This is a genomic window from Clostridium sp. Marseille-P7770, from assembly GCF_902143525.1.
Classification (GTDB): Bacteria; Bacillota; Clostridia; order Lachnospirales; family Lachnospiraceae; genus Pilosibacter.
Genome location: NZ_CABFVC010000002.1, coordinates 346,860 through 370,090 on the forward strand (window position 1 = coordinate 346,860; position 23,231 = coordinate 370,090).

Below are 23,231 nucleotides of genomic sequence, written 5' to 3' on the forward strand. Positions count from 1 at the left end.
TCGGACAGTTTTGTGAGAATATCAGAAAGTACGGAAGGGACACCAGAGATGGTGTCCTGTTTCGTTACAGGACGCAGAAAAACTGCTGCTTTTCATGGGAAGGAATCTTTCTCTTTACACATACCGAATTAGTAGGTATAATGGTAAAGGTTTCAGGGGCAAAATCCCGTCGAATGGCTGTTTTAACAGGGAGATTGCCGGTAACATTGCAGGAAAGACAGGATTGGAGATAGAGATGTTAAATCAGTTCTCAAGAACACAGCTCCTTTTAGGAGCAGAAAATATGGACCGCCTTGCGAAGGCGAAGGTTGCGATCTTCGGAATCGGCGGAGTCGGCGGATATGTGGCGGAGGCACTGGCGAGAAGCGGAGTCGGTTCCTTTGTGTTGGTGGATGATGATAAGGTCTGCCTGACAAATATCAACCGCCAGATCATCGCGACGAGAAAGACAGTTGGACAGTATAAGGCGGAAGTCATGCGCGACCGGATCCTGGATATCAATCCGGATGCCCAGGTCGAGGTCAGAAAGTGCTTTTATCTCCCGGAAAATGCGGATGAGTTCGACTTTACGGAATATTCCTATGTGGTTGATGCGGTGGACACGGTGACGGCAAAGATCGAGATCATCATGCGGGCGATCGATTGTAAAGTTCCGGTCATCAGCAGCATGGGCGCCGGAAACAAGCTGGATCCGACTCAGTTCCATGTGGCGGATATCTATAAGACGAGCATGTGCCCGCTCGCGAAGGTCATGCGCCGCGAATTAAAGAAGCGCGGAGTGAAGAAGTTAAAAGTCGTTTACTCCACGGAACAGCCGGTTGAGCAGCAGGAAGACATGAGCATCAGCTGCAGAAAGAACTGTATCTGTCCGCCGGGCGCGAAACATAAATGCACCGAGCGCCGCGCAATCCCGGGCAGCATCGCGTTCGTTCCGTCGGTTGCCGGACTGATCCTTGCAGGGGAGATCGTGAAAGACCTGACAGTGATGCCGCCGAAGAAGGTGGAAGAGCAGGGGCAGTGATCAATGCCGGGAGCGAATAAAAGATCATAAAAAGACATCACAAAACCGGAAATTGGAGTGGATTCCATTCGAACAAGGTTTTGTGATGTCTTTTTACTTTCAGGGATACAGAAAGAGCTGCCAATGGCAGCCCCCTCTGATTTCAGTTTTATAATCTTTCCAGGATCGCATCCACATACTCTTCGGTACTTGCTGTTCCGTGCAGGTCTTTTGTGAGATGTTTTCCTTCTGTGAGAACCTCATCGACGGCTTTGCGGATCCGCGCTGCAGTCTCATTTTCCCCGAGGTACTCTAACATCATGCAGGCGGACCAGAGGAATGCAGTCGGGTTTGCAAGGTGCTTTCCGGCGATATCCGGCGCGCTGCCGTGTACAGCTTCAAACATGGCGTAATCGGCACCGATATTGCTGGATGGAACGAGTCCGAGACCGCCGATCAGACCGCTGCAGAGGTCGGAGAGGATGTCTCCGTACAGGTTCTGCATGACCATCACGTCAAACTGGTTCGGGTTCATCACGAGCTGCATGCAGGTGTTGTCGATGATCTTGTCATCGCTCTCGATCTCCGGATATTCTTTCGCGATCTCCTTGAAAATGGATAAGAACATGCCGTCGGACATCTTTAAGATGTTTGCCTTGTGAACGCAGGTCACTTTTCTGCGGCCGTTTTTCTTTGCATACTCGAATGCGTCACGGATGATGCGCTCACTCGCTTTTCTTGTAACGATCTTGATCGCATGGACGGTGTCCGGATCGATCTGTTCTTCGACGCCGACGTAGAGGCCTTCCGTATTTTCACGGAAAATGACGATATCTACATTTTTGAACGGTGTTTTTACGGCATCGTTGGATCTTACCGGGCGGATGTTTGCGTAAAGATCATATTTTCCGCGGAGTGTCACGTTCAGGGAGCGGAATCCCTTTCCGACCGGGGTCGTGATCGGGGATTTTAACAGCACTTTTGTCCGCTCAAAAGATGCGTAGGCTTCCTCCGGGATCAGTGCGCCGTTGCGTTTCCATTCGTCCTCCCCGACGTTGTAGACTTCATATTCGAGAGGTGCGTTCGCTGCCTTTAAGATCTTTAACACGTTATCAACAAGTTCTGGACCGATTCCGTCACCGCGGAATACTGTGATTTTGTGACTCATATGATTAATCTCCTTTTTAAATGATTCAATTTGATTCTACAGGACAAATGTCACGATCAGGTTATAGACTGCACAGCAGAGCACACTGATCGGAACGGCAACAAAGAGAAGCCGGTTAAACAGATGGTTGCGGTCTTCCTCGTTTCCACAGGAACCGAGGATCAGACTTCCGCCGGATGAGAACGGGCTGATCGCGCTGCTCTGTGCGCCGAGGATCGTGCAGGCAAAGAGAGCGGCCGGGTTCAGTCCGGTTGCAGCGGCGAGTCCCGGGATCAGCGGGAATAATGCCGGTGCAACAACGCCGGTCGTGGAGCTGAAGAAGCTCATAAATGCACCGACGAAGCTGAATGCCAGCGGGATCAGGGCCGCCGGTACATTGGATCCGATCCATGCGGACAGGGCATCGATCGTGCCTGCTTTTACAGCGACCGCGATCAGCATGCCGGCTCCGGCGATCATGAGGATCGTATTCCACGGGACACGGGCGATGACTTCTTTCTGAGGTGCCAGATCAAATAACAGGGCAATGATGGTAAAGCAGAAAGCAACGAGACCGACATCAACTTTTCCTGCGATCGTTCCGATCAGGGCATTGTCCGGAAGCGCGAGCTTTAAGAGTGGGAAGATCAGGACGATCACCATCATCAGCAGCATCAAGTATAAAGTCAGCTTCTGCTTCCTGTCAAACGGTTCCGGCCTGGAGAAAGTAACTCCTTTGCCGATGCCGCGGTTGCGCTTAAAACCGAAGCGGAAGATCGCGATCAGGATCAGGGAGAAGATGATGGCGAATCCAAAAATCTTCATTTCGTCCACAAACGAATTCGGTGTTCCCAAAGCCGGTTCTGACTCGTAAGCGGTATCGATCAGACCGCGGAATACGACGCCGAGAGAGGCTGTCGGAAAGTTTCCGCCTGCAAGCGCACCGCAGTTGATCGCGACAGCGCCGGTCAGCTTGTCCATTTTTGCTTCTTCGCAGATCAGGATCGTGATCGGAGCCAGAAATGCGAGAACAGTAAAGTAGGCAGCTCCCATTACCGAGAGAACAACTGCTACAAAGAAGAGGGCAAACGGCAGCATGCCCGGGAAACGGCGGCACATGTAGAGAAGACTTGCAGACATCTTCTCAAGCGTTCCGTTGACAGCCGCAAAGTTGTAAAAAAGGGAGACGGACAGGATCACAAACATCGTGCTGACCGGCCAGAAACTAATCAGCTCTTTTGGCTTGATCCCCATACCGAAACATCCGATCAGGTAAGCGAACGCGATACAGAAGAATCCGGTATTGATCTTTGTCTTGTAGCCAAGAACGACGGCAACTGCGATGGATGCGACCAGAATGATACTTAACATGCGGATTCCTCCTGTTCGTTGATGCCGAGCAGGGATGCCGGGATCGTGTGAGTCATATGGTAAACATGTTCTTCCGGAATTCCGTGATCGACCAGATACTGCATGTATTCCGCAAGTGCGAGTTCCCAGTGCGGATTTTCCGTCTGTCCGCCGTCGGTGTCGACCATGACATTTCGGTAGCCGACTTCTTTGATGATCTCCAGATTGTCTGCGAGATTGCTCTTATATTTTCCGCCGCCCATGTTCTGTGCGTAACAGCGCTCCAGGATGACGTTGTAGTCCTTCACGAGGCGGAGCTGGTCTTCATGGCTCATTCCCACGATCCACCACTCCGGATGGGTGATCACGATATTTTTGACTCCGAGGTCGCGGGCTGCCTCGACGACGGTAAAGATCTCATCAGGTGCGATATGGGCAGTTCCAAGGACTGCATTGTGATCGCGGACAAGTTCCAGTACAGAGCGCAGTTCCGGAACGATCTTTCCGTCTTTTACGACTTCCACGCACTGGCTCAGATCCTGGCCCATTTTCTGCATGTGATTTTTTGCGGACTGTGTCGGGAGCCAGACAACTTTTGCTCCAAGACGAAGTGCGGTATCGACGGCTTTCGGATTGATCCCGCCTACAACGCGGTTTAATGTGATGCTTCCGTACATGGTGAAGTTGTTCGTGTTTCCATGTACGATCTCGTTGTGACGGTTGCAGAGATATGCTCGGTCCATGGTTGTCCCCTGATGTGTCTTGATGACGATGGCACGCGCGCCGACGCGGATCGCTGCTTCCATGAGTTCGAAGTCATCGTATGCGCGAAGGCGCAGATCCGGATTCGTATGGACATGCATGTCGATCACGCCTTTCATGAGATCCTGTTTCATTCAAATTCCCTCCTGTGTGTTTTTGCTGTATTCAGAGACATTGATTTTGCTATGGTTATATTTTATACTAGTCTTGATATAGGGGAAAGCCACAATTTACGATACCAGGTATCGATAATTCCGATATCTGACGGAGGTGTTTTATGGACTTAAAAGAGCTGGATTACATTGTAACCGTTGCCGATGAGGGGAGCATTTCCCGGGCGGCGGAAAAATTGTTTATGGCGCAGTCAAGTCTCAGTCAGGCTGTCCGTCTGATCGAACAGGATCTCGGTACATCTGTTTTTGTCCGCACTGCCAGAGGAGTCCGCCCGACGGCTGCCGGGGAGGCGTTTATTTCTCATGCCAGACAGATCCTGCAGCAGTACCGGGAAGCGCGCAGTGAGGCTTCTGATATCGAAAACTTAAAAGGCGGGACGATCATCTTTGGGATCAGCACCTACCGGGGAACGTATCTGCTGCCGCCGGTCCTGAAAAAATTTCACGAGCGTTATCCAAAAGTGCATGTGGAGATCAGCGAGATGGACAGTATTGATCTGGAAAACCAGATCCTGGAGGGAATCCTGGATCTCGCACTGATCGCAGCACCTCCGGTCCGGATCAAGCATGGATTCGAGGAACTGATGAGGGATGAGATCATGCTCGTCACTACGAAGGAGCATCCTGTCATGAAACATGCACGCGCATGCGAGAATGATCCGGAAGAACTGTGGATCGATCTGAAGGATACCGCCCCGTATGAATATATTTTAGGTCCGCCGAACACGGTACTCGGCCGGACGGCACGCCATTCTCTGCGGGAAGCAGGTGTGGAACCTCTCGGACTCGATACATATCTTTCCGCGGCGTTTGCGGCAGCTGTTGCGCGGGAAGGTGTTGCGCTGGCCTTTACCTACCGGTCCTGCCGGATCATGCGGGATGGATTCCGGTATCTGCGGATCGGAAAAGAGGGGATTTTCCTGGACCTTGCACTGGTCTGGCCGGCAGGAAAATACCGGTCCAGGGCGGCGAAAGCGCTCGCGGATCTGCTCCATGAGATGGCACCGGAACTGCTTCACCGATAGGATTTGACAGAGACACACTTGTATGTGTATAATAGAAATCAATGCATGACAATTTAACAGACTGGCGCGTCGTGGTGGTGAAGCTTTTTGTCGGTGCCGGTCTGGAACGACGGCTGTAAGGGGGGAAATGACAGAACAGCCGGAAAGATCGATCTGAAAAGGAGAAAAGAAAATTATGGTGTTAGCAGTCATCGAAGCGGTGTACCGCTTCCTGTGGGGAGATCTGTTCACGATCCCGATCGGCAACGGAAATGGGATCGGAATCCCTCTTCTCGTGTTGCTTTTGATCCCAACGGGGATCTATTTTACGATCCGGACGAAATTCCTTCCGGTCCGGCTGTTTCCGGATATGATCCGGGCGCTGGGCGGAAAAAAGAAGGAAGAAGGCGGTCTGTCACCGGTGCAGACCTTGTTTGTGTCGACAGCGACCCGTGTGGGAATGGGAAATCTCGTCGGAGTTGTCGCTGCGATCTCTGCGGGCGGCGCGGGAGCCGTGTTCTGGATGTGGATCTCGGCGATCTTTGGTTCCTCCACGGCATTTGTGGAGGCAGCCCTGGCGCATCTATACAAAGAAAAAGATCCGCTCTACGGCGGATATCACGGCGGTCCGGCTTATTATATCCACAGCTATGCGGAGCGCGTGAGAAAAAAGAAATTGAAACACTCCGTCGTTGCCGTTTTGTTTGCGCTGTCCGGTCTGATCTGCTGGGGCGGGATCAGCCAGGTCATCAGCAATTCGGTGGCATCGGCATTTAAAAATGCATTTGGAATCTCACCAATGATCACGACGGTCATTCTTGTTGTGCTCTCGGCGGTGATCGTTTTAAGAAAGAATGCAACGGTCCGTGCGCTGGACGTGATCGTTCCGATCATGGCGGGATGTTATTTTGTGATCACCCTGTTCATCATCGCGACGCATCTCGGAAGTGTTCCGGGCGTTTTCAAGAGGATTTTTGAGGAGGCATTCGGACTCCGCCAGATCGCAGCGGGCGGTTTTGGCGCGGTTCTCATGAACGGAGTCAAGCGCGGTCTGTTCTCCAACGAGGCCGGTTCCGGTTCCGCACCGTGTGCAGCGGCAGCGGCGGAGGAGAGTGACCCGGTAAAGGTCGGACTTGTCCAGGCACTAGGCGTATTTATCGATACGATCGTGATCTGCAGCTGCACGGCGATGATCATGCTGCTTGTCCCGGAGGAACTGACGATGGGACTAGCAGGAATGGACCTTCTCCAGAAAGTCATGAGCTACTATATGGGGGAGTTCGGAGTGGTCTTTATCGCCATCACGCTGGCATTGTTCAGTTTCTCGACATTCCTCGGGATCCTGTTCTATGCGCGTTCCAACGTGGCATACCTCTTCGGAAACCGCTGGTGCTATCAGACTCTTTATAAGATCTTCGCCCTGATCATGCTGTTTGTCGGCGGTCTTCAGGCCTACACAGTCGTCTGGGACCTCGGCGATGTCGGCGTCGGACTGATGACCGTGTTCAACCTCATGGTACTGTTCCCGCTGTCCGGGGAGGCGCTGCGGGCGTTGCGGGAGTATGAAGAGAAGAAAAAGATGAAGTGAAATACTGGAAAAGAATAGAAAAGCGGCAGAAATCTGAAAAACTGTGAGCGGAGGAACGGGACAGTTCCATGATCGCATAAAAAGATCCGTCAGGATACCGGGGAGAAGAAACTTTCGGTATTCTGGCGGATCTTTTTTGTTTGATCATCATCCCGGAAACACCGCCTCGATCGTCAGCGACTTCCCATCCTCCGTGGACGCCTGGATCTTTCCGCGGTGTGTGTTCACGATGGCTTTTGCGATCGCGAGGCCGATCCCGTAGCCGCCGGTCGCGGAATTCCTCGATCGGTCGGAGCGGTAGAAACGGTCAAAAAGGTGCGGGAGCTCAGCAGGATCGACCTCAGATGCCGTGTTGAACACGGAGAGCCGGATCTGGCGCCCCTGTTTTTTCAGGCTGACTTTTATCGTGCCGTTCTCGGGGGAATATTTCAGCGCATTGTCCAGGAGGAGTGAAGTCAGCTGTCGGATCATCTTTTCATTCCCGTACATGGAGACTGCAGGCTGGATATCCATCTGAAAATCTTTCTTCTGGGTCTTTGCGGGCGCCTGGAAGGAGGAGGCCGCCTCTGTTATGACCTCGGAGAAAGGAAATTCGATCATTTCTGCGCTGTTTTCGGATTCCTCCATTCTCGCGAGACAGATCAGGTCGTTTGTCAGGGCGGTCAGGCGGCAGACCTGTTTTTTGATGTCCCCGATCCACTCGCTGTCCCCGACATCCATCGAAAGAACATCTGCGTCTGCGTCGATGATGGCGAGCGGGGTCTTCAGCTCATGACCGGCGTCGGTGATAAAAAGCTTCTGTTTTTCATAGCTTTCCACCGTGGGATTGACGATCCGTCTGGAAAAGTAGATGATCAGCAGAAAGACCAGGACAAAACCAGCAACAGCGACCTGGGTGATCGTGATCCAGAAAGTCCGGAAGTTCGACAGTGAGCGGCGGCAGTCCAGAAAAGTGATCTGTGTGCCGTTATCTGCAGTGTTTACGATATACCGGTAATTTCCAATAAAGCCATGATCATTGCCGCTTGCGAGAACGCTCATGGCGTACTGGACTGCGGTGTCGGAATTGACTGCGGCGATCTGGCCGACATCGATCAGGTCGCAGGAATCGCCGGATGTGAAGCTGACGGAAAAATACCGGGATTCGTAGGGGAGTTCAGCCTGGAAGATATTGCTCTTTTCCATACTTTCCATCTGCTTCCAGGAATTGGGAAAATGACCGTTGTTTTCCGCCAGAACGGTCAGGATCTCGTCCGCCTCGGTGATCACGCGGGAATAGCTGATGGCAACACTGATCCCGACGATGAGGGACAGGACCGCGAACAGGGAGAGCATGGAGACGGCGATGAGTTTGACCTGCAGAGATCGGATCAGATGATCGCCGCCAGGGAATAGGCGCCGTTTCCATCCGGCGTGATCTGAATGTCGGCGTGCAGGGCGGCCAGCTTCTTTGTGAGATAAGAAATGTAGATCCATACAATGTTCACCTCCATATCCGGTTCATTTTTCCAGATCCGTTCCAGAAAAAGCTTGTCCAGCAGCGGGTGCCCCGGACTGCATAGAAACATCTCCAGCATCTGGAATTCCGTGTTGCTGAGCCGGAAGCTGCCAGTGGGGGAAGAAACCTCAAAGGTCGTCCGGTCCAGTGAGATATTTCCGAGAGAAAGAACGGAAGATTCCGGATCTCCGCCCTGGGAGCGCATCATGGCGCGGATCCTGGCAAGAAGTTCCTGAACGGAAAATGGTTTTGTCAGATAGTCGTTGGCCCCGCTGTCAAGTCCGAGGACTTTATCATTTACTTCCGCTTTTGCAGTGAGCAGCAGGACCGGGATCCTGTTTCCTGTACGGCGGACCGCTTTTAACACTTCCAGACCATCTTTTTTCGGCATCATGATATCCAGGATCGCGGCATCGTAAATACCATCTGAAATCGCATTGAATGCCTCTTCCCCGTCAAAGACGGGATCTACGGAATACCCGTTTCGCTCTAAAAGAACCTGTACGGCCCGCGAAAGGGAAGGTTCATCTTCTGCAAGAAGAAGTTTCATGTCTGCAAACCTCCTGAGAACGTTTATTTCAGACCGGTCACATGCCGGAAACGGTATGTGGTGCGGGTCAGGGAAAGCTGGTGGATCAAAGATACGTCAAGACGATGGGATGACCTGATCTGCTTTCAACGAGGAGCATACAGGAAAAATAAGGAGAATCTGTGAAAAAGAGTGCGGAGATCCGGAAAAACAGAAAAATTCAGGAAATGGACACACATTTTTCAACGAATTTTCGAAAACGGGGGATAAGATGGCAGTGTTGAAAGGAAGAGCGTTGATAAGATGAACTTATGGACAGAAAAATAAAGGATACAGTTGTGGTATATCAAGAAGAGAATGGGGAAGTCATTATGACAGCAGAAGAATTTTATGGGGACAGATTTGAAATCCTTGAAACTGCGAGAACCGACATGCTGGAGCTGCTGAAGAAATTTCCGGATGATCAAAGATCCGGATTCCACGCGGTCCAGTATATCTGTTCCAGGATCAAATCGCCGGAGAGCATGATGGAGAAATTAAAGAGGAAAGCGCTGCCGGAGACACTGGAGTCGGCACTCTGTGAAGTCCATGATGCGGTGGGAGTCCGGGTCATCTGTTCCTTTGCGGATGATGTGTTCCGGGTGGAAAAATGGCTGAAAAGTCAGGAAAACTATGAACTGGTCAAAGAAAAGGACTACATTTCATATCCGAAGCCAAACGGGTATCGCGGGATCCATCTGATCCTTCGGGGAATGACCGGAAAAACGGCGGGAACTTATGTGGAGATCCAGCTCCGGACGATCGCCATGGATTTCTGGGCGAGCCTGGAACACCAGCTGAAATATAAAAAGGAGATCGGACATGCGGCGATGATGAGCGGGGAATTAAAGCAGTGCGCGGATGATATCGCGTCCGTAGATCTTTCGATGCAGACGATCCGCGATATCATCGAGGCGGAAGAGTGAAAAGCTCTCAGCCGCGGATCCGCGCATGGATCCCGGAAGTGAGATTCGGGTGTTTCAGACCGCAGATCCGCTGTTTCGGGCTGCCGCCGATGAAGACGCGTTTCCAGACATCCTGGTCCAGTTCATCGTCATGGACATACACTTCGATATCGGTCATCGGCGGGAGCGGAGGTCCGCCGAGCGTGAAGCTGCCGGATGGATCCTGGATCAGGATCCCCTCTTTCACGACGTCTTTCTGCATATAAGAAGCGGCAAACTGAGCGGAGGAGAGATGTGTGATGAGTTCCAGCATCAGGTCGATCTTCAGGCTTTCCTCGGCGGACATTTCCTGTTTATTCAGAGCACTTGTGAGTACGGATTCATATTTTTCGAGAAAATTTCCGCATGCGGATTCCAGCGTGGAGAGATCCTGCTTCAGTTCGTTTGTGATTTCCATAAAGACATCCTCCTTTAGATATATTTGGAAATTGAGAAACCTGCTCCGGAAACGGCAGCAGGATTTTTTTTCATGATGATAATCCAATAATTTCCACCGATGACATTCACTGAATGTCATCGGTGTTTCAATAATAACATATATTGTTTGGAGTGACAATCAGTGAATGCCAAACAAGGAGTGTTATTATATGTATAAAAATAAAACAATATCCGGCAGGAACAATATCTGCGGGATCAAAATTCATGAGCTTCGCTGTGCGATGACGAATGTATCGCAGAAGCATCTGGCGGACATGCTCCAGCTCAAGGGACTGGATCTTGATAAGAATGCGATCCAGAGGATCGAGAGCGGGAAGCGGTTTGTGACCGATATTGAGCTGCGTTATTTCGCAAAGGTCTTAAACGTCAGTTATGAGGCACTTCTGGATTCGGATGTTCCTGAGAATGAGTAAAAGCTTTTGTGTAGTAATTCCCCGTAAACAGATCTGACCGTGCTTTCGACCGTCTTTTTGAGGAAAAATCGTCTTTTTCCTGGAAGAGAAGACCGATATGGTACGGAAAACCGCCGTCAAAGATGCGGTGGTAGGCGGGACTTCCGTCCTCACGGATCAGGAGTGTTTCCAGCGGAACCTGAAATAATTCACCGAGTACCAGCATATTCGGGAGGGAAGGAAAGGATTCCCCCCGGAGCCATTTATAGATCGACTGGGGACTGTCCAGTTCCAGCGCGTCCTGGAGATCCCGCACGGTCATTTTTCTTCTTCGCATTTCATCCCGGATCTTTTTTCCGGTCAGTTTTTTCGACAGATTTTTCATACTTTCAATCTTATCCTCCATATTTCCAATCAGAACAGATCGATATCAACTGTCGGACATAAAAAACGCTGCCGGCAGCCGGATGGGAAAGTATTCAATATATTTTCAAGGGAAACGGACGGCGGATCCTTGCCGGCCGGTGTGAAGATCTGAAGCCTTTGTTCTGCAGGCAGGTCTATCATACTATAAAATTCCGGATTTGTCTTGAACTAAAAGGTTAAAATGAGAAATTTTATGAAAAAATATCAGGGAAGTGGATCCGGGGAGATGTACAGCTTACAGCGGGAAAGACAGAAAATGCACTTTTTTCAGATGCAGTGGGAAATAAAGACAAAAAAGATGGAAAACAGGAATCCGGCAGGACTGTCTTATCCCCGGACAGGAACCGGGAAAATGGTCTGCAGGGAATCTGTTTTCCACCTCTGAAAAATATAAATGATGTTATTGTGACATACTCCCACCACTTAGCTCACGCTTGAAGTGGGGGCTTCTCGTTCGATTGCCCCGTTGGGCAAAGCATTCACGAGCGATCCCCGTGTGTCCCACGGTTCTTTTGGACTGATATCTTTTTATGATGCTTTTTCGCTTTTTTCTAATATGATCCCGGATATTCTCAGGCCTTCCCGGCAGATATTGACCGCCGCATTTTCATCACGGTCCATCCGGTTTCCGCAGTTACAAAGATATACCCGCTCTTCCAGTTTCAGATCATGTTTTATTTTTCCACAACAGCTGCATGTTCTGGAACTGGGATACCAGCGGTCGATGCGGACAAGTTTCTTCCCTTCCCGTTCCAGTTTATACTGCAAAAAATCTGTGAACATTCTCCAGCCGTTATCATGGACACTTTTTCCAAAATGATGTTCCCCGCTCATCGTTTTCAGATCCAGATCTTCGATACATACGATATCATAGAAATTGGTTATCTTTCTTGATTCTTTATGCAAGTAATCTTTTCTCTGGTGAGCGATATGTGTATGGATCCGCGCCACTTTTTTCTGCTGTTTTTTGTAACGATTGCTTTCTTTCCGGCAATGACTCAGTTTTCTCTGCGCTTTCGCCAGTTTTTCCTGGCTGTTTCTGAAATAGTGCGGATAACCTGCATGTTTTCCATTGGAATCTACATATAGTTCTTTCATGGAAAAATCGAGTCCGACGGCCTGCCTTATGTTCCTTGTTTCCACCGTCTTTTCTTCACAAAAATACAGAAGAGAAACATAATACCGCCCATCAGCTTCCATACAGACGGTTGCGCCTTTCAGGCAGGCATCTTCCCGGATCTTACGATGCTGCCGGATCCGGATCCAGCCAGTTTTGGGGAGCTTCAGCTTCCCATCTTTTAACAGGATATTTCCATTGACACTGTTTGTGGTATAGCTTTTAACAGGATTCTTTTTTGACTTGAATCTCGGAAAACCAAACGATGGATCCCGGAAAAAGTTTTTATATGCAATCTGTAGGTGCAGCTGGGCATTGCACAGAGCAAGGCTGTCCACTTCTTTTAGCCATGGAAATTCTGCCTTATATTTTGCCGGAGTGACCTTTAGATTTTTTCCGGTCTTTTCATAGCATTCCTTCTTCTCTGACAGCATCCGGTTATATACGAACCTGACACATCCAAATGTTTTTGCAAACAGTTCCTGCTGTATTTTATTGGGATAGATCCGAAACCGGTATACTACGTTCATGTTTTTTCTCCCCCTGCGTCTCGATGTACTGACGGATCACTTCGATCGGAGCTCCGCCGGCACTCAGGAGGCAGAAGCTCTGACTCCAGAACATTTCCTTCCAGAGCTTCTGCCGGATCTCCGGATACTCTTTTTTGATCAGACGGCTGCTGGCACTTTTATAGGCATTGATAAATTTACTGAGTTCCGACTTCGGATGGGCACGGAACATGATATGGACATGGTCCTCATCGTGATTCCACTCTTCCAGGGTGATATGATATTTGGGCGCAATGTATTCAAAGATTTCTCGTGCGCGATCCGAGATCGGATCATTCAGGACCTTTTTCCGGTACTTTACGACCAGGATCAGATGATAACAGAGTAAAAATACTGAATGTGCATTATTGTCAAGTTCTCTCATATTTATCAGCCTTTCTTTTTATTTCGACTGATTTAATTATATCACAAATGAGAGCGTTTGTCCATTACATATTAGAACATTTGTTCTGCTTGATCTGTAATCTATTTTTCAGACTTATTCATTGTATGCAGGATTAATGATATAGCACGACTGCAAAAATCAATATATGAGAAGTTTACAACACACAGCACAACCATATGCAATAATCTGATATTTACATGCCAACTATGGCACTATGCAAGAGATAGCAATTCATCTCACCACCTATAGAGGTGGGAGAATTCTTGCTGATTCTTGTTAAAATGTTTTAGGCATTGGAGACTGAGCTACTCCGCTCCGGTTACTTTTCCTGACGTGCCTTTAACGGAAGGATTTCTTTCCGATACACATAGCCGAGGCAGACTGCACTGAAAATGATCGCGAAAACTTCGGCGATCGGGAATGCGAACCATACGACGTGAAGTCCTCCGAGTTTCGCAAAAACAAATGCGACCGGGAGAAGAACGACCAGCTGACGGAACACGGAGATCCATAAGCTCAGCATGCCGTGACCAAGCGCCTGGAACATGGAAGAGCAGACGATGGAGAATCCGGCGAACAGGAAGCTCAGGGAGATGATCCGGAGTGCCGGGATGCCGATGGAGAGCATGGTGTCGGAGGCGCTGAAGATCATTAGGAGCTTATCCGGTATGAGCTGAACGACCGCTAAACCGATCAGCATGATCGTTACGGCATACATGGCAGCGAGCTTCAGGGTTCCCATGATGCGGTCCGGCTTTCCGGCGCCGTAGTTGTAGGCGATGATCGGGACCGTTCCGTTGTTCAGACCGAAGACCGGCATGAACACGAAGCTCTGGAGCTTAAAGTAGATGCCGAACACCGCAGTCGCCGTGGAGGAGAATGCGATGAGGATCTTGTTCATTCCGAAGGTCATGACACTTCCGATGGATGCCATGATGATGGACGGAATACCGACTGCATAAATATGGCTGATGATCTCGCTGCTTGGTTTAAAGTCACGGAGAGAGATCGTGATCTCATGGTTTCTCGTCTTGTTAAAGAAGAAACCGAGACAAAAGGCGATGATCTGCCCGATCACGGTAGCGCCGGCTGCACCCGCGATGCCGAGAGCAGGCGCTCCGAAATAACCGAAGATCAGGATCGGATCCAGAACGATGTTGATGATCGCGCCGAGACCCTGGGTGTACATGGAGTAGATCGTTTTTCCGGTGGACTGTAAGAGACGCTCACAGGCGATCTCCATGAAAAGACCGAAGGAAGCGATCGTGCAGACTCTTAAATAAGTAGTTCCGAGATCCACGATCTCCTCGATATCGGTCTGGAGACAGAAGAACTGTCTTGCAAAGCAGAGGCCGAAGAGTGCAAATACGACATAGCTCAATGCAGCAAGGAACAGAGCGTGATCCGCGATCTTGTTGGCGCGTTCAAAGTTCTTTTCCCCGAGGTTTCTCGAGAGGGCGGCGTTGACACCGACGCCGGTTCCGGTCGCAACGGCGATCATCAGGTTCTGGGCCGGGAACGCCAGGGATACGGCGGTCAGGGCATTTTCACTGAGCTGTGCGACGAACATACTGTCGACAATGTTATAAAGTGCCTGGACGAGCATCGAGATCATCATCGGCACGGACATGGAGATCAGAAGCCGGTTTAGCGGCATGACTCCCATCTTGTTTTCTGTTGCCATAGAACATGACTCCTTTCATACATACATCCTTGCCTGTTTTCAGAAAAGAAAAAATGTAGGTAACGATTCAGCAGGTCTGCGCAGTTGCTGCGCTGACCGCAAGAAAGCCTTGACTTGAGGGAAAAATTCCATCGGCGCAGCGATCGGGAATGGATTTTTGCTCATAGCTTGCCATGCATCCGAAGGAAAGCTCCGGGGGAGGTTCCAGTAGGTGTGAAGGTACTGAACAGTTACAAATGTGGAAAGACTGCCGAAAGTTTGTACTTTGGCAGTCAGGATTCCTGAAAAAGGCATACTGTCTGGCATTATACGACAAATAAAAATGTTCGTCAACATAGATCTCATAGGTTGCCGTGCCGGGGGAAGAGTTTTGCTGATCTTAGCGGATTTTGCCGGATTGACAAAAGGGCGGGGGCGGCGTATCATAAAAATGATGCGGTAATTTTTGCGGACAGAGTGTGTCCGTGTACTGCAGCATGAAAATTTCATGGTTTCCGTCTGAGGAAAACGAGGAAAGCTGTGTACAGAGCAGAGAGCGGAAACTTATATTAATGAATAGGAGAGAAAGAATGATCCAGGAAATCGCCCCACATAAATTTGATCTGACTTACGGACAGCCGAAGGCGCAGGATGAGGACTTTGTCCTCTTTATCAAGAAGAGCAAGACACTTTTGAGAAAAACAGCTGAGGAGAATCATGAGATTCCGATGTTTTCTGATTTCCCGGAAGACAAAGAAGCGCTGAAAGAGAACGCGTACTATCTGTTCGCGATCGATGGAAATCATTATTATTATGTGACAGAGATGCCGGAACATGTCTCCGACGCATACGAGCTCTGCCCGACAGCGGCATATCGGAAGATGCATCCGATGTACCAGGCGTTCGCAGGGATCACTGCTACCCAGATCCACCGCTTTAAGGAGAGCAGAAAGTACTGCGGATGCTGCGGCCACCTGATGGAGAACAGCAAGACCGAGCGCGCGCTGGTATGCCCGGAGTGCGGACAGACTGAGTATCCGAAGATCTCCCCGGCTGTGATCGTTGCGATCTCCGATGGGGACCGTCTCCTGATGTCCAGATACCGTGTGAACAACAATCCGTACCGCGGATATGCTCTGATCGCCGGTTTTGTAGAGATCGGAGAGAGTTTTGAGGAGACGATCCACCGCGAGGTCATGGAGGAAGTTGGCCTGAAGGTCAAAAATATCCGCTATTATAAGAGCCAGCCGTGGGCATTCTCCGACACGGAGATGATCGGATTCTTCGCGGAGCTCGATGGACCGGATAAGATCAAGCTTCAGGAGGACGAGCTCTCCGAGGCTGGCTGGTACCATCGCGATGAGATTCCGGATGAGACGATGATGAACAGCATCGGAAGTGAGCTTAAGATGGTGTTCAAGTACGGAAGTCTCGAGAAGTTCTATGAGGCGACCGGGTATCACGACGAGAATTAGGAATATGGGAATATCGGATCGAGTGTGATCCTGATGGGGATCCTGCAGATAGAATCGATGGCAGGTCGTAAATTGAAAAAAAGCCGGAGACTGAATTTCAGACTGTACGAGAAATTCAGTTTCCGGCTTTTTGCAACAGAAATTTTCTGCTAAAAAGACAGATGGATCAGGCTTTGCGGAATGTCCGGCAGAATTCCAGAAATTCTCGCAGGGTATCAGGAACATCCTGTGGATGATAACAGAATCCGATCACGCGTTTCGGAATCGGGATATCAAGCGGGATCTCGATAAGCGTACCGTTTTTCAGATCATCTTCGATGAAGTCTTTGATGACGCAGCCGATCCCGAGTCCGATCCGGGAGAATTCGATGAGGAGTTCCATGTCAGTCGTCTCGAGGATCTGGTTGATCTCGATCTGATTGTCGGACAGGTAGGCATCGACGTGTTTCCGGCTCATGTTGGAGCGGTTTAAGAGCATGATATTTCCGGTCTTAAAGATATCCGGGTCGTTTCCTTCTCTTAAATGAAGATTCTCCAGGTAGGCAGGCGTACAGACGAAGATGTCGCTGATCTCCATCAGGGGCTGGAAATGGAGTCCTTTTCTGTTTTTTGGCTCAGCGACAAGGCCGATATCGATCTTTCTGGCATCGAGCATGTCGAGTGTCTGGTAGGTGGACTGGCTCTCGATGGCGATGTTTACATGTGGATATTTTCCGATAAATCCTTTTAAGTAGGGGAGGAGGACGTATTTACACAGGGTGTTGCTGACGCCGATCTTTAAGTTTCCGATATGGAAGTCATGGATCCGTTTGAGTTCGCGTTCGCCGTGACCGATGGAGTCGAAGGCTGTGTTCACATGCTGGAAGAGGATGGTTCCTTCTCTTGTGAGCTGGACTCCGCGGGAGTTTCGGTTGAAGAGTCTGGTTCCAAGGCTTTCTTCAAGTTTGCTGATGGCTTTGCTGATGGCGGGCTGGCTGATGTAGAGTTCTTTGGCAGCCCGGGAGATGTTGCCGCAGCGGGCTACCTCGTAGAAGATTTTGTATTGTGACAGATGTTGTTCCATGAAAATACCGCTGTCCTGTCAGGGACCGCAGGAACATAACCCCCTTTCATATGTGGTATTCGTATTATTTATAGCTATTATAATGAATGGGGGTGGGGATGTCAATATGAAATTGATGGCGAAAGGTACGCGCCGGTCGGCCTCCGGCTCGGGGCACTCGGGATTTTATGGGCGGTTCCTCTAGACTTGCGGAAGAATGCTAAGGGCGGAGAAGATGGGACACAACTCGCTGCGCTCAAACAAGTGTCCCATCTCCTCCAACGCATTCTCCCGCGAGCCAAGAGGAAGCCAAGCCCCTGAAATCGGGCACCCGGATCCGGAGGCCGGCCGGCGCTGAAATTGGCTGTGCTGGGTGGGGATCGCAGGCGCTGCGCTGTGCGATCCTGATTTAGGCGATCGCACAGAGGCCCAGTTCTTTTTTGAGGATTTCATCGACGGAGTCGAGGATTCCGAGGTGTGTCTCGAGATCGAGACGGTCTACGGTCATTTCATTTTTTCGGGTGCAGCCGTCGACGCTGCCTGCGGCTACGGCGAGACGGAGAGATTCGGTCTCTTCGGCGCGGGTCGGGAGCAGGCTTTTTTCGGCGAGGAGGGAGCAGAGGGCGGCGATGCCGATGCCCCACCAGTTGGAGACGCCGCTTGCGAGTGTGAGATCGGCGGCTTCGGCGGTGCAGATCTTATCTCCGAACGGGACAAATGTTTCGATCACATTCCGGTATGTTCCCATTCCCATTTCGTTTCCGCCGTCGCCGACAGAGATCGTGACTGCTCCGGCTTTTTTTGCCTCGGAGAGGAAGAGGGCGGAGTCGGTGATCATGTCGTCGAGGACTTCACCGCGCATGCTGTGATAGTGGCCATTGGCGGCTTTTCCTGGGCGTTCTAAGGAGATGAAGTGGGTCGGGGAGAAGTTTTTGATGCAGCTTCGGATGAAGTCTTCGGTGTCTGTTTTTGGCAGCATCATGAGTTTTGCTTTGGGTGCGCGGTAGCAGACGACGTCGCTCACGATGGAGAAGGCGGGTTCGTCGGTGATCACGAGGACGGAGACGCCGAGTGCTGTCAGGGCGGCGGCGATATCGGCGATGCCGAGAGGTCCGTCTGTCTCGCCTACATAGGTTCCGTCTTCAAGGCGGACCGGGAAACCGGTGAGAAGGATCACGCGGCGGGCAGTGGAGAGGGTTTCAAGTGTTTCGCGGATCGGGTTGTCCGGCAGTGCATTTAAGAGTCCGCGGTTTCCGAAGTCCTGTTTCATAATGGTATCCAGATCTTTAAAGAATGTCATGTTCATATCCTCCAAATGATGATCGGGCTGCAGGGAAGCGGAAATGGGATCGCCTGGGACGGTCCGGGGCTTTTGCGGCAGCGCGAATGTGATGAGAAGGAGAATGCTTTTTTCGTATCAGGGCAACAAAAAAAGCCACTGATCCCCTTGTTGGAAGATTCATGGCTCTTATTTACGGTGGGAGCATCCGGGCAGGAGTCCCGATAAATAAAAGAATCTGTTTTTGTATCTTTAGTTTAGTGGAAATGGGTGGAAATGTCAATGGAAAAAGGGAAATTCCGGTGGTATAATAAGCAGTAAAGTTACTTTTTATGGGTAGGAATTTTCTGAACTGAAAATTCCGTATGATACTGTTATGGCCGCAGATTTTGCCGATTCGGAATGCGAAGCATCGGCAAAATCCTGTTACAGTGCGCGGGCATGGAGTGCCCGTGTACTGTAATGCAGTAAGGTTATAAGTTGATCAATGGAAGTACAGAGTTTTGGGAAAAGGGGAATACATTATGGAGAACAGGAACACGATCCTCGTGGTCGGCCAGGCGAAGCCGAGCAAAGAGGATGCGATCTACAATCTGCACGGGGAATTTTATATCAGTCTGATCGTGGAGCGGGAGACGGGAAAAATTTTGGAGCTGGACTGCAATACGATCCTGGATGTGACAAAGCGGTTTGTGGCATCGATGTTTGTCGGAAAAAGTTTAAAGACGGATATTCCGGCGATCGAGAAGGAGATCCGGGAGCGGTATTTTGCGCTGACGCAAAAGCCTCTGATCGCGTGTATGAAGGACGCGTGCAACCGGTATCTCACGGCAATCGGGGAGAATTGTCCGCAGAAGAAGAGCTGAGGAGACTGAAAAGATGCAGGAATGTCTGATCAGACTGAGCTGAACGACCGGTTAAAGGAACTTTTAACAGAGCAGAGATGAGAACTATAACATAATTGTATAGATCTGGAAACAAAAGAGTATAAATTTTAACATTCTTAAGCCGGAGCTTGTCTCCGGCTGTTTTTTTCTTGTTTTTTCCGGGATGGATTGACAAGGGGAAAAAACATGATAAAGTTATGAATGCTGTTTTTCAAAACCCCATGAAAAAGCGGCAGATAGACAGAGGTCTGGCATGAAAAAATGACTCCACAGAAATATCTGGGAGACAGGTTTTCTGCGATATGTTGAGAAACATGTGACCCTGTTATCATGAAAATCTAAAGTATGAAAAAGGAGTACCCCACTTATGAGTTCGTGGAATGATGTAACGAAAAAGGTGCGCGAGATGCGGAAAAATTTCGCATTCCGCTGTGCGATTTCTTTTGTGGCAGTTCTGGCATCAGCCCTTTTGCAGTCCTATGTGATCCTGGCATTTATCCGTCCGGCGGGACTTTTGTCCAGCGGATTTACAGGACTTGCGATCCTGATCGACCGAATTACCGAGCTGTACGGATTTTCCGTATCGACTTCCCTGGCGTTAGTTGTCCTGAATCTCCCGGTCGCACTCATGTGCTGCCGCAGCATTAACGTGAAATTTACCGTATTTTCACTTTTACAGGTATTTTTCGCCAGCTTTTTCTTAAAAGTCTGCCATTATACCCCGTTGTTTGATGACCTGACCCTGAATGTGATCTTCGGAGGTGTTCTTTATGGACTCTCTGTTGTTCTCGCACTGAAAGGAAATGCATCGACCGGCGGTACCGACTTTATCGCACTTTATGTCTCAAATAAGACAGGAAAGTCGATCTGGAATTACGTGTTCATGGGAAATGTCTGCATCCTTGTGATCTTCGGACACATGTTCGGATGGAAATATGCAGGTTATTCGATCCTGTTCCAGTTCATTTCCACAAAGATGATCTCCACCTTCCATCACCGCTACGACCGCGTGACCTTACAGATCACGACCGAGAAGGCGGAGGAGATCATGAAAAAGTACGTCAGCCAGTACCACCACGGAATTTCCTGTGTGGAAGCGATCGGCGGTTACAGCCACAAAAAGATGTATCTGCTCCACACCGTGATCTCTTCCTATGAGATCAACGATATCGTCCAGCTGATCCAGGATGTGGATGAGCATGTGATCATCAACGTATTTAAGACGGAGAACTTCTACGGAGGATTCTACCGGGAGTCCCTGGATTAAGAAAATCAAAAAGTAATAAAGTAACTATTCAGTAGGTCTGCGCACTTGCTGCGCTGACCGTAATAAAATATGGGACGGAAGGCAAAAATCCCATCGGCGAAGCCGATCTGGAATGGATTTTTGCTCGTAACTTGCCATGCATCCGAAGGGAAGCTCCGGGGGAGGTTCCTGTAGGTGTGAGGGTACTGAACAGTTACGTAATAAATTACAGACAGCACACAGAACTCTGATTGTCGACATGGAAGGAGTACGTGTGCTGTCTTTTTATTTACGCGGACAACGAGCCAAAGTCCGCGCTTGCGCGAGACCTTGGCAACTGTCGCGATAACAAGGGGAAACTCGCGAATCGTGTTTTTGCTTGTTTGACAGGAAATTCCTGCGTTAAATGTTGCGTACATTCGACTTAATGATGCCGCACACACCTTTTCTCCAGCATCGTCACCGCCTGATACAGCACCGCCGACAGCACACACAGGATCACGATAGACATGATCACGAGGTCCAGTTTGAAGACCTGGCTGCCGTAGATGATGAGAAAGCCGAGGCCTGCCTGCGCGGAGAGAAATTCCCCGATGATGACGCCGACGAGACAGAGACCGATGTTGACCTTCATATTGCTGATGATGAGAGGGACAGAACCTGGCAGCAGGACCTTTGTGAGGACATCCTTCTGCTTCCCTCCGAGCGTATAGATCAGCCGGATCTGATCCGGGTCCATGGAGAGAAAGCCGTTGTAGAGCGTTAAGATCGAGCCGAAGACCGCCACGGAGACGGCCGCCGTGATGATCGTTTTCATGTTGTTGCCGAGCCAGACGATGAGGACTGGGGCGAGGGCGGACTTCGGCAGGCTGTTCAGCATGACAAGATACGGCTCCAGGATCTTTGCCAGCCGCCTGCTGGACCAGAGCGCCACCGCACCGGAGATCCCGATGCATGTCACGAGAAAAAAGCTGAGCATCGTCTCAAGAATCGTGATCCCCGTGTGATAAAAGATCGTCCGGTCCGCCGCCATGGAAAGAAAACAGGAGAGCACGCGGGACGGAGAACTGAAAATAAAATCATTCAGGATCCCGATGCGGGCACTGACTTCCCAGGAAACAAGAAACAGGATCAGAAACAAGACCCGACAGGCAAAAATCTGTCTGCGGATCCGCCGTTCCTGTTCCAGATAGCGATGCTGGGCGGGAGAGACGGAGAGCGCTTCCGTGGGGATCGCACCCCGCCGCCGGAAAAAAAGAAAAGAAGCGATATCATGAAATTTCATCCGCTCCACCTCCGATCTCACATTTCGGTCCGTCATTTTCATCCTTTAGAGGAACACCCCCATATTTCCGATCATTTCCGTCCAAAGCCATCTCATCACCTTCCCCTGAATTTCCAAGAATCCTCCACAATTCATTAAAATAAGAAGAAAACTCCGGATAATTCCGCCGCTTCAAAGGACTCGTCTCATGATCCGGAAAACGGATCAGAAGCTCCCCCTTGATCCGCCCGGGCCGGCTCGTCAGGACCAGGATCCGGTCTGCCGCGCTGACGGCCTCGGAGAGATCGTGCGTGATCAGGATCGCCGTCTTTTTCCGGCTGCGGATGATCGAGCTGATATCATCACAGACGGAGAGTCTTGTCTGATAATCAAGAGCAGAAAACGGCTCATCGAGAAGCAGAAGATCCGGCTCCAGCGCCAGTGTCCGGATCAACGCCGCCCGCTGCCGCATGCCGCCGGAAAGCTCGGACGGCCTTGCGTCATAAAAATACTGAAGCCCATACGCATCAAGAAGCTCTCTCAGCCGCCCGATATGCCCGGGATCACACTTCCCCTGAACCTCAAGCCCGAGAGAAGCATTTGAAAAAATCGTGCGCCACTCAAACAGATGATCACGCTGCAGCATATACCCGATCCCGGACGATCCCTTCGCGACCGGGATCCCATCCAGAAGGATCTCCCCCCGCTCCGGCGCCAGAAGCCCGGAAAGCAGCGAAAGCAGCGTAGACTTCCCACACCCCGACGGCCCGACAATACAAAGAAACTCCCCACTGTTCACATGAAACGATATATCAGAAAGGGCCTTCGTCTCTCCCTCCAACGTATGATAGGAGAAATCCACCCCATTCACTTCCAACTTCGGAGTCATGGACACCTCACAAACAGTATTTATTATAAAATATGAATCCATATCTGCACACGTGAACCGTTATCCATCAATCTTTCCTTTTGTCCAGCGCCAGCGCAGACCAC

At 50.2% G+C, this 23,231-nt stretch carries 22 protein-coding genes; 8 read left to right on the top strand and 14 right to left on the bottom strand.

What is annotated here, in order from left to right:
* Positions 1-235 precede the first annotated feature (235 nt).
* Entirely contained in the window at positions 236-1,021 is a 786-nt protein-coding gene (locus FN001_RS05345; RefSeq protein WP_118298505.1) for a tRNA threonylcarbamoyladenosine dehydratase, read from the top strand.
* Positions 1,022-1,169: 148 nt separating this feature from the next.
* Here the strand turns inward: FN001_RS05345 and FN001_RS05350 are convergent, their stop codons facing one another.
* The 3 genes from FN001_RS05350 to FN001_RS05360 are packed head-to-tail and all read right to left on the bottom strand — an operon-like array spanning position 1,170 to position 4,393.
* The gene (locus FN001_RS05350; protein WP_142411066.1) at positions 1,170-2,168 is read right to left on the bottom strand and encodes an isocitrate/isopropylmalate dehydrogenase family protein; all 999 of its coding nucleotides are present in this window, start codon (positions 2,166-2,168) and stop codon (positions 1,170-1,172) included.
* 36 nt (positions 2,169-2,204) lie between these two features.
* Positions 2,205-3,518, bottom strand: a complete 1,314-nt coding sequence (locus tag FN001_RS05355; protein ID WP_142411067.1) for an SLC13 family permease — start codon at positions 3,516-3,518, stop codon at positions 2,205-2,207.
* A complete protein-coding gene (locus tag FN001_RS05360) occupies positions 3,512-4,393 on the bottom strand; it encodes a DUF6282 family protein (protein ID WP_118298502.1) in 882 nt (293 codons plus the stop codon). The genes FN001_RS05355 and FN001_RS05360 overlap by 7 nt, the downstream gene beginning before the upstream one ends.
* A gap of 143 nt (positions 4,394-4,536) precedes the next feature.
* On the opposite strand from FN001_RS05360, the gene FN001_RS05365 reads away from it, so the two are divergent.
* Together FN001_RS05365 and FN001_RS05370 are read left to right on the top strand one after the other, a co-directional pair.
* Positions 4,537-5,457, top strand: a complete 921-nt coding sequence (locus FN001_RS05365; RefSeq protein ID WP_142411068.1) for a LysR family transcriptional regulator — start codon at positions 4,537-4,539, stop codon at positions 5,455-5,457.
* 175 nt (positions 5,458-5,632) lie between these two features.
* Entirely contained in the window at positions 5,633-7,024 is a 1,392-nt protein-coding gene (locus FN001_RS05370; protein WP_118298500.1) for an alanine/glycine:cation symporter family protein, read from the top strand.
* Between the two features lie 147 nt (positions 7,025-7,171).
* Here FN001_RS05370 and FN001_RS05375 read toward each other — a convergent pair whose 3' ends face one another.
* Positions 7,172-8,500 carry a sensor histidine kinase gene (locus FN001_RS05375; RefSeq protein ID WP_243121933.1) on the bottom strand — a complete coding sequence of 443 codons (1,329 nt, stop codon included), beginning with the start codon at positions 8,498-8,500 and terminating at the stop codon, positions 7,172-7,174.
* Positions 8,395-9,072, bottom strand: a complete 678-nt coding sequence (locus FN001_RS05380; RefSeq protein ID WP_142411069.1) for a response regulator transcription factor — start codon at positions 9,070-9,072, stop codon at positions 8,395-8,397. The genes FN001_RS05375 and FN001_RS05380 overlap by 106 nt, the downstream gene beginning before the upstream one ends.
* Before the next feature lie 290 nt (positions 9,073-9,362).
* On the opposite strand from FN001_RS05380, the gene FN001_RS05385 reads away from it, so the two are divergent.
* Positions 9,363-10,016 (top strand): GTP pyrophosphokinase, encoded by a 654-nt coding sequence (locus tag FN001_RS05385; RefSeq protein ID WP_243121934.1) that lies wholly within the window; start codon positions 9,363-9,365, stop codon positions 10,014-10,016.
* A gap of 7 nt (positions 10,017-10,023) precedes the next feature.
* Here FN001_RS05385 and FN001_RS05390 read toward each other — a convergent pair whose 3' ends face one another.
* On the bottom strand, positions 10,024-10,452 hold the full coding sequence (locus FN001_RS05390) for a hypothetical protein (RefSeq protein WP_142411071.1): 429 nt from the start codon (positions 10,450-10,452) through the stop codon (positions 10,024-10,026).
* Between the two features lie 190 nt (positions 10,453-10,642).
* On the opposite strand from FN001_RS05390, the gene FN001_RS05395 reads away from it, so the two are divergent.
* Positions 10,643-10,906, top strand: coding sequence for a helix-turn-helix domain-containing protein (locus FN001_RS05395; RefSeq protein WP_118298496.1), 264 nt, complete (start codon positions 10,643-10,645; stop codon positions 10,904-10,906).
* Here FN001_RS05395 and FN001_RS05400 read toward each other — a convergent pair.
* The 4 genes from FN001_RS05400 to FN001_RS05415 form a co-directional block, all read right to left on the bottom strand.
* Entirely contained in the window at positions 10,860-11,270 is a 411-nt protein-coding gene (locus FN001_RS05400) for a helix-turn-helix domain-containing protein (protein ID WP_118321579.1), read from the bottom strand. The genes FN001_RS05395 and FN001_RS05400 overlap by 47 nt on opposite strands.
* A 569-nt stretch (positions 11,271-11,839) precedes the next feature.
* On the bottom strand, positions 11,840-12,958 hold the full coding sequence (locus FN001_RS05405; protein ID WP_142411072.1) for an RNA-guided endonuclease TnpB family protein: 1,119 nt from the start codon (positions 12,956-12,958) through the stop codon (positions 11,840-11,842).
* The gene (gene tnpA / locus FN001_RS05410) at positions 12,921-13,361 is read right to left on the bottom strand and encodes an IS200/IS605 family transposase (RefSeq protein ID WP_142411073.1); all 441 of its coding nucleotides are present in this window, start codon (positions 13,359-13,361) and stop codon (positions 12,921-12,923) included. The genes FN001_RS05405 and tnpA overlap by 38 nt, the downstream gene beginning before the upstream one ends.
* A gap of 340 nt (positions 13,362-13,701) precedes the next feature.
* Complete coding sequence (locus FN001_RS05415) at positions 13,702-15,066, bottom strand: MATE family efflux transporter (protein ID WP_142411074.1); 1,365 nt, start codon at positions 15,064-15,066, stop codon at positions 13,702-13,704.
* A gap of 569 nt (positions 15,067-15,635) precedes the next feature.
* Here FN001_RS05415 and nudC point away from each other — a divergent pair.
* Positions 15,636-16,520: an NAD(+) diphosphatase gene (nudC, locus tag FN001_RS05420; RefSeq protein ID WP_142411075.1), complete on the top strand. Its 885-nt coding sequence runs from the start codon at positions 15,636-15,638 to the stop codon at positions 16,518-16,520.
* A 166-nt stretch (positions 16,521-16,686) separates the two neighbouring features.
* Here the strand turns inward: nudC and FN001_RS05425 are convergent, their stop codons facing one another.
* Together FN001_RS05425 and FN001_RS05430 are read right to left on the bottom strand one after the other, a co-directional pair.
* Positions 16,687-17,583 carry a LysR family transcriptional regulator gene (locus tag FN001_RS05425; protein ID WP_118298492.1) on the bottom strand — a complete coding sequence of 299 codons (897 nt, stop codon included), beginning with the start codon at positions 17,581-17,583 and terminating at the stop codon, positions 16,687-16,689.
* A 388-nt stretch (positions 17,584-17,971) separates the two neighbouring features.
* Positions 17,972-18,862 (bottom strand): DUF4392 domain-containing protein, encoded by an 891-nt coding sequence (locus tag FN001_RS05430; RefSeq protein ID WP_142411076.1) that lies wholly within the window; start codon positions 18,860-18,862, stop codon positions 17,972-17,974.
* A gap of 503 nt (positions 18,863-19,365) precedes the next feature.
* Here FN001_RS05430 and FN001_RS05435 point away from each other — a divergent pair.
* Together FN001_RS05435 and FN001_RS05440 are read left to right on the top strand one after the other, a co-directional pair.
* A complete protein-coding gene (locus tag FN001_RS05435; RefSeq protein WP_118298490.1) occupies positions 19,366-19,707 on the top strand; it encodes a DUF3870 domain-containing protein in 342 nt (113 codons plus the stop codon).
* A 427-nt stretch (positions 19,708-20,134) separates the two neighbouring features.
* Positions 20,135-20,995, top strand: coding sequence for a YitT family protein (locus FN001_RS05440; protein ID WP_118298591.1), 861 nt, complete (start codon positions 20,135-20,137; stop codon positions 20,993-20,995).
* A gap of 403 nt (positions 20,996-21,398) precedes the next feature.
* Here FN001_RS05440 and FN001_RS05445 read toward each other — a convergent pair whose 3' ends face one another.
* Both FN001_RS05445 and FN001_RS05450 read right to left on the bottom strand, forming a co-directional pair.
* The gene (locus FN001_RS05445; protein ID WP_142411077.1) at positions 21,399-22,259 is read right to left on the bottom strand and encodes an ABC transporter permease; all 861 of its coding nucleotides are present in this window, start codon (positions 22,257-22,259) and stop codon (positions 21,399-21,401) included.
* Entirely contained in the window at positions 22,246-23,127 is an 882-nt protein-coding gene (locus tag FN001_RS05450; protein WP_142411078.1) for an ABC transporter ATP-binding protein, read from the bottom strand. The genes FN001_RS05445 and FN001_RS05450 overlap by 14 nt, the downstream gene beginning before the upstream one ends.
* Positions 23,128-23,231: the final 104 nt, after the last annotated feature.

Bases quoted from the DNA above. Each gene is read 5' to 3' on its own strand.
- FN001_RS05440 (WP_118298591.1), top strand. From the start codon at position 20,135: ATGCGGAAAAATTTCGCATTCCGCTGTGCGATTTCTTTTGTGGCAGTT.
- FN001_RS05350 (WP_142411066.1), bottom strand. From the start codon at position 2,168: ATGAGTCACAAAATCACAGTATTCCGCGGTGACGGAATCGGTCCAGAA.
- FN001_RS05360 (WP_118298502.1), bottom strand. From the start codon at position 4,393: ATGAAACAGGATCTCATGAAAGGCGTGATCGACATGCATGTCCATACG.
- nudC (WP_142411075.1), top strand. From the start codon at position 15,636: ATGATCCAGGAAATCGCCCCACATAAATTTGATCTGACTTACGGACAG.
- FN001_RS05390 (WP_142411071.1), bottom strand. From the start codon at position 10,452: ATGGAAATCACAAACGAACTGAAGCAGGATCTCTCCACGCTGGAATCC.
- FN001_RS05400 (WP_118321579.1), bottom strand. From the start codon at position 11,270: ATGAAAAATCTGTCGAAAAAACTGACCGGAAAAAAGATCCGGGATGAA.
- FN001_RS05405 (WP_142411072.1), bottom strand. From the start codon at position 12,958: ATGAACGTAGTATACCGGTTTCGGATCTATCCCAATAAAATACAGCAG.
- FN001_RS05415 (WP_142411074.1), bottom strand. From the start codon at position 15,066: ATGGCAACAGAAAACAAGATGGGAGTCATGCCGCTAAACCGGCTTCTG.
- FN001_RS05430 (WP_142411076.1), bottom strand. From the start codon at position 18,862: ATGACATTCTTTAAAGATCTGGATACCATTATGAAACAGGACTTCGGA.
- FN001_RS05425 (WP_118298492.1), bottom strand. From the start codon at position 17,583: ATGGAACAACATCTGTCACAATACAAAATCTTCTACGAGGTAGCCCGC.
- FN001_RS05375 (WP_243121933.1), bottom strand. From the start codon at position 8,500: ATGGATCTACATTTCTTATCTCACAAAGAAGCTGGCCGCCCTGCACGC.
- FN001_RS05435 (WP_118298490.1), top strand. From the start codon at position 19,366: ATGGAGAACAGGAACACGATCCTCGTGGTCGGCCAGGCGAAGCCGAGC.
- FN001_RS05445 (WP_142411077.1), bottom strand. From the start codon at position 22,259: ATGAAATTTCATGATATCGCTTCTTTTCTTTTTTTCCGGCGGCGGGGT.
- tnpA (WP_142411073.1), bottom strand. From the start codon at position 13,361: ATGAGAGAACTTGACAATAATGCACATTCAGTATTTTTACTCTGTTAT.
- FN001_RS05380 (WP_142411069.1), bottom strand. From the start codon at position 9,072: ATGAAACTTCTTCTTGCAGAAGATGAACCTTCCCTTTCGCGGGCCGTA.
- FN001_RS05385 (WP_243121934.1), top strand. From the start codon at position 9,363: ATGGACAGAAAAATAAAGGATACAGTTGTGGTATATCAAGAAGAGAAT.
- FN001_RS05355 (WP_142411067.1), bottom strand. From the start codon at position 3,518: ATGTTAAGTATCATTCTGGTCGCATCCATCGCAGTTGCCGTCGTTCTT.
- FN001_RS05370 (WP_118298500.1), top strand. From the start codon at position 5,633: ATGGTGTTAGCAGTCATCGAAGCGGTGTACCGCTTCCTGTGGGGAGAT.
- FN001_RS05345 (WP_118298505.1), top strand. From the start codon at position 236: ATGTTAAATCAGTTCTCAAGAACACAGCTCCTTTTAGGAGCAGAAAAT.
- FN001_RS05395 (WP_118298496.1), top strand. From the start codon at position 10,643: ATGTATAAAAATAAAACAATATCCGGCAGGAACAATATCTGCGGGATC.
- FN001_RS05450 (WP_142411078.1), bottom strand. From the start codon at position 23,127: ATGACTCCGAAGTTGGAAGTGAATGGGGTGGATTTCTCCTATCATACG.
- FN001_RS05365 (WP_142411068.1), top strand. From the start codon at position 4,537: ATGGACTTAAAAGAGCTGGATTACATTGTAACCGTTGCCGATGAGGGG.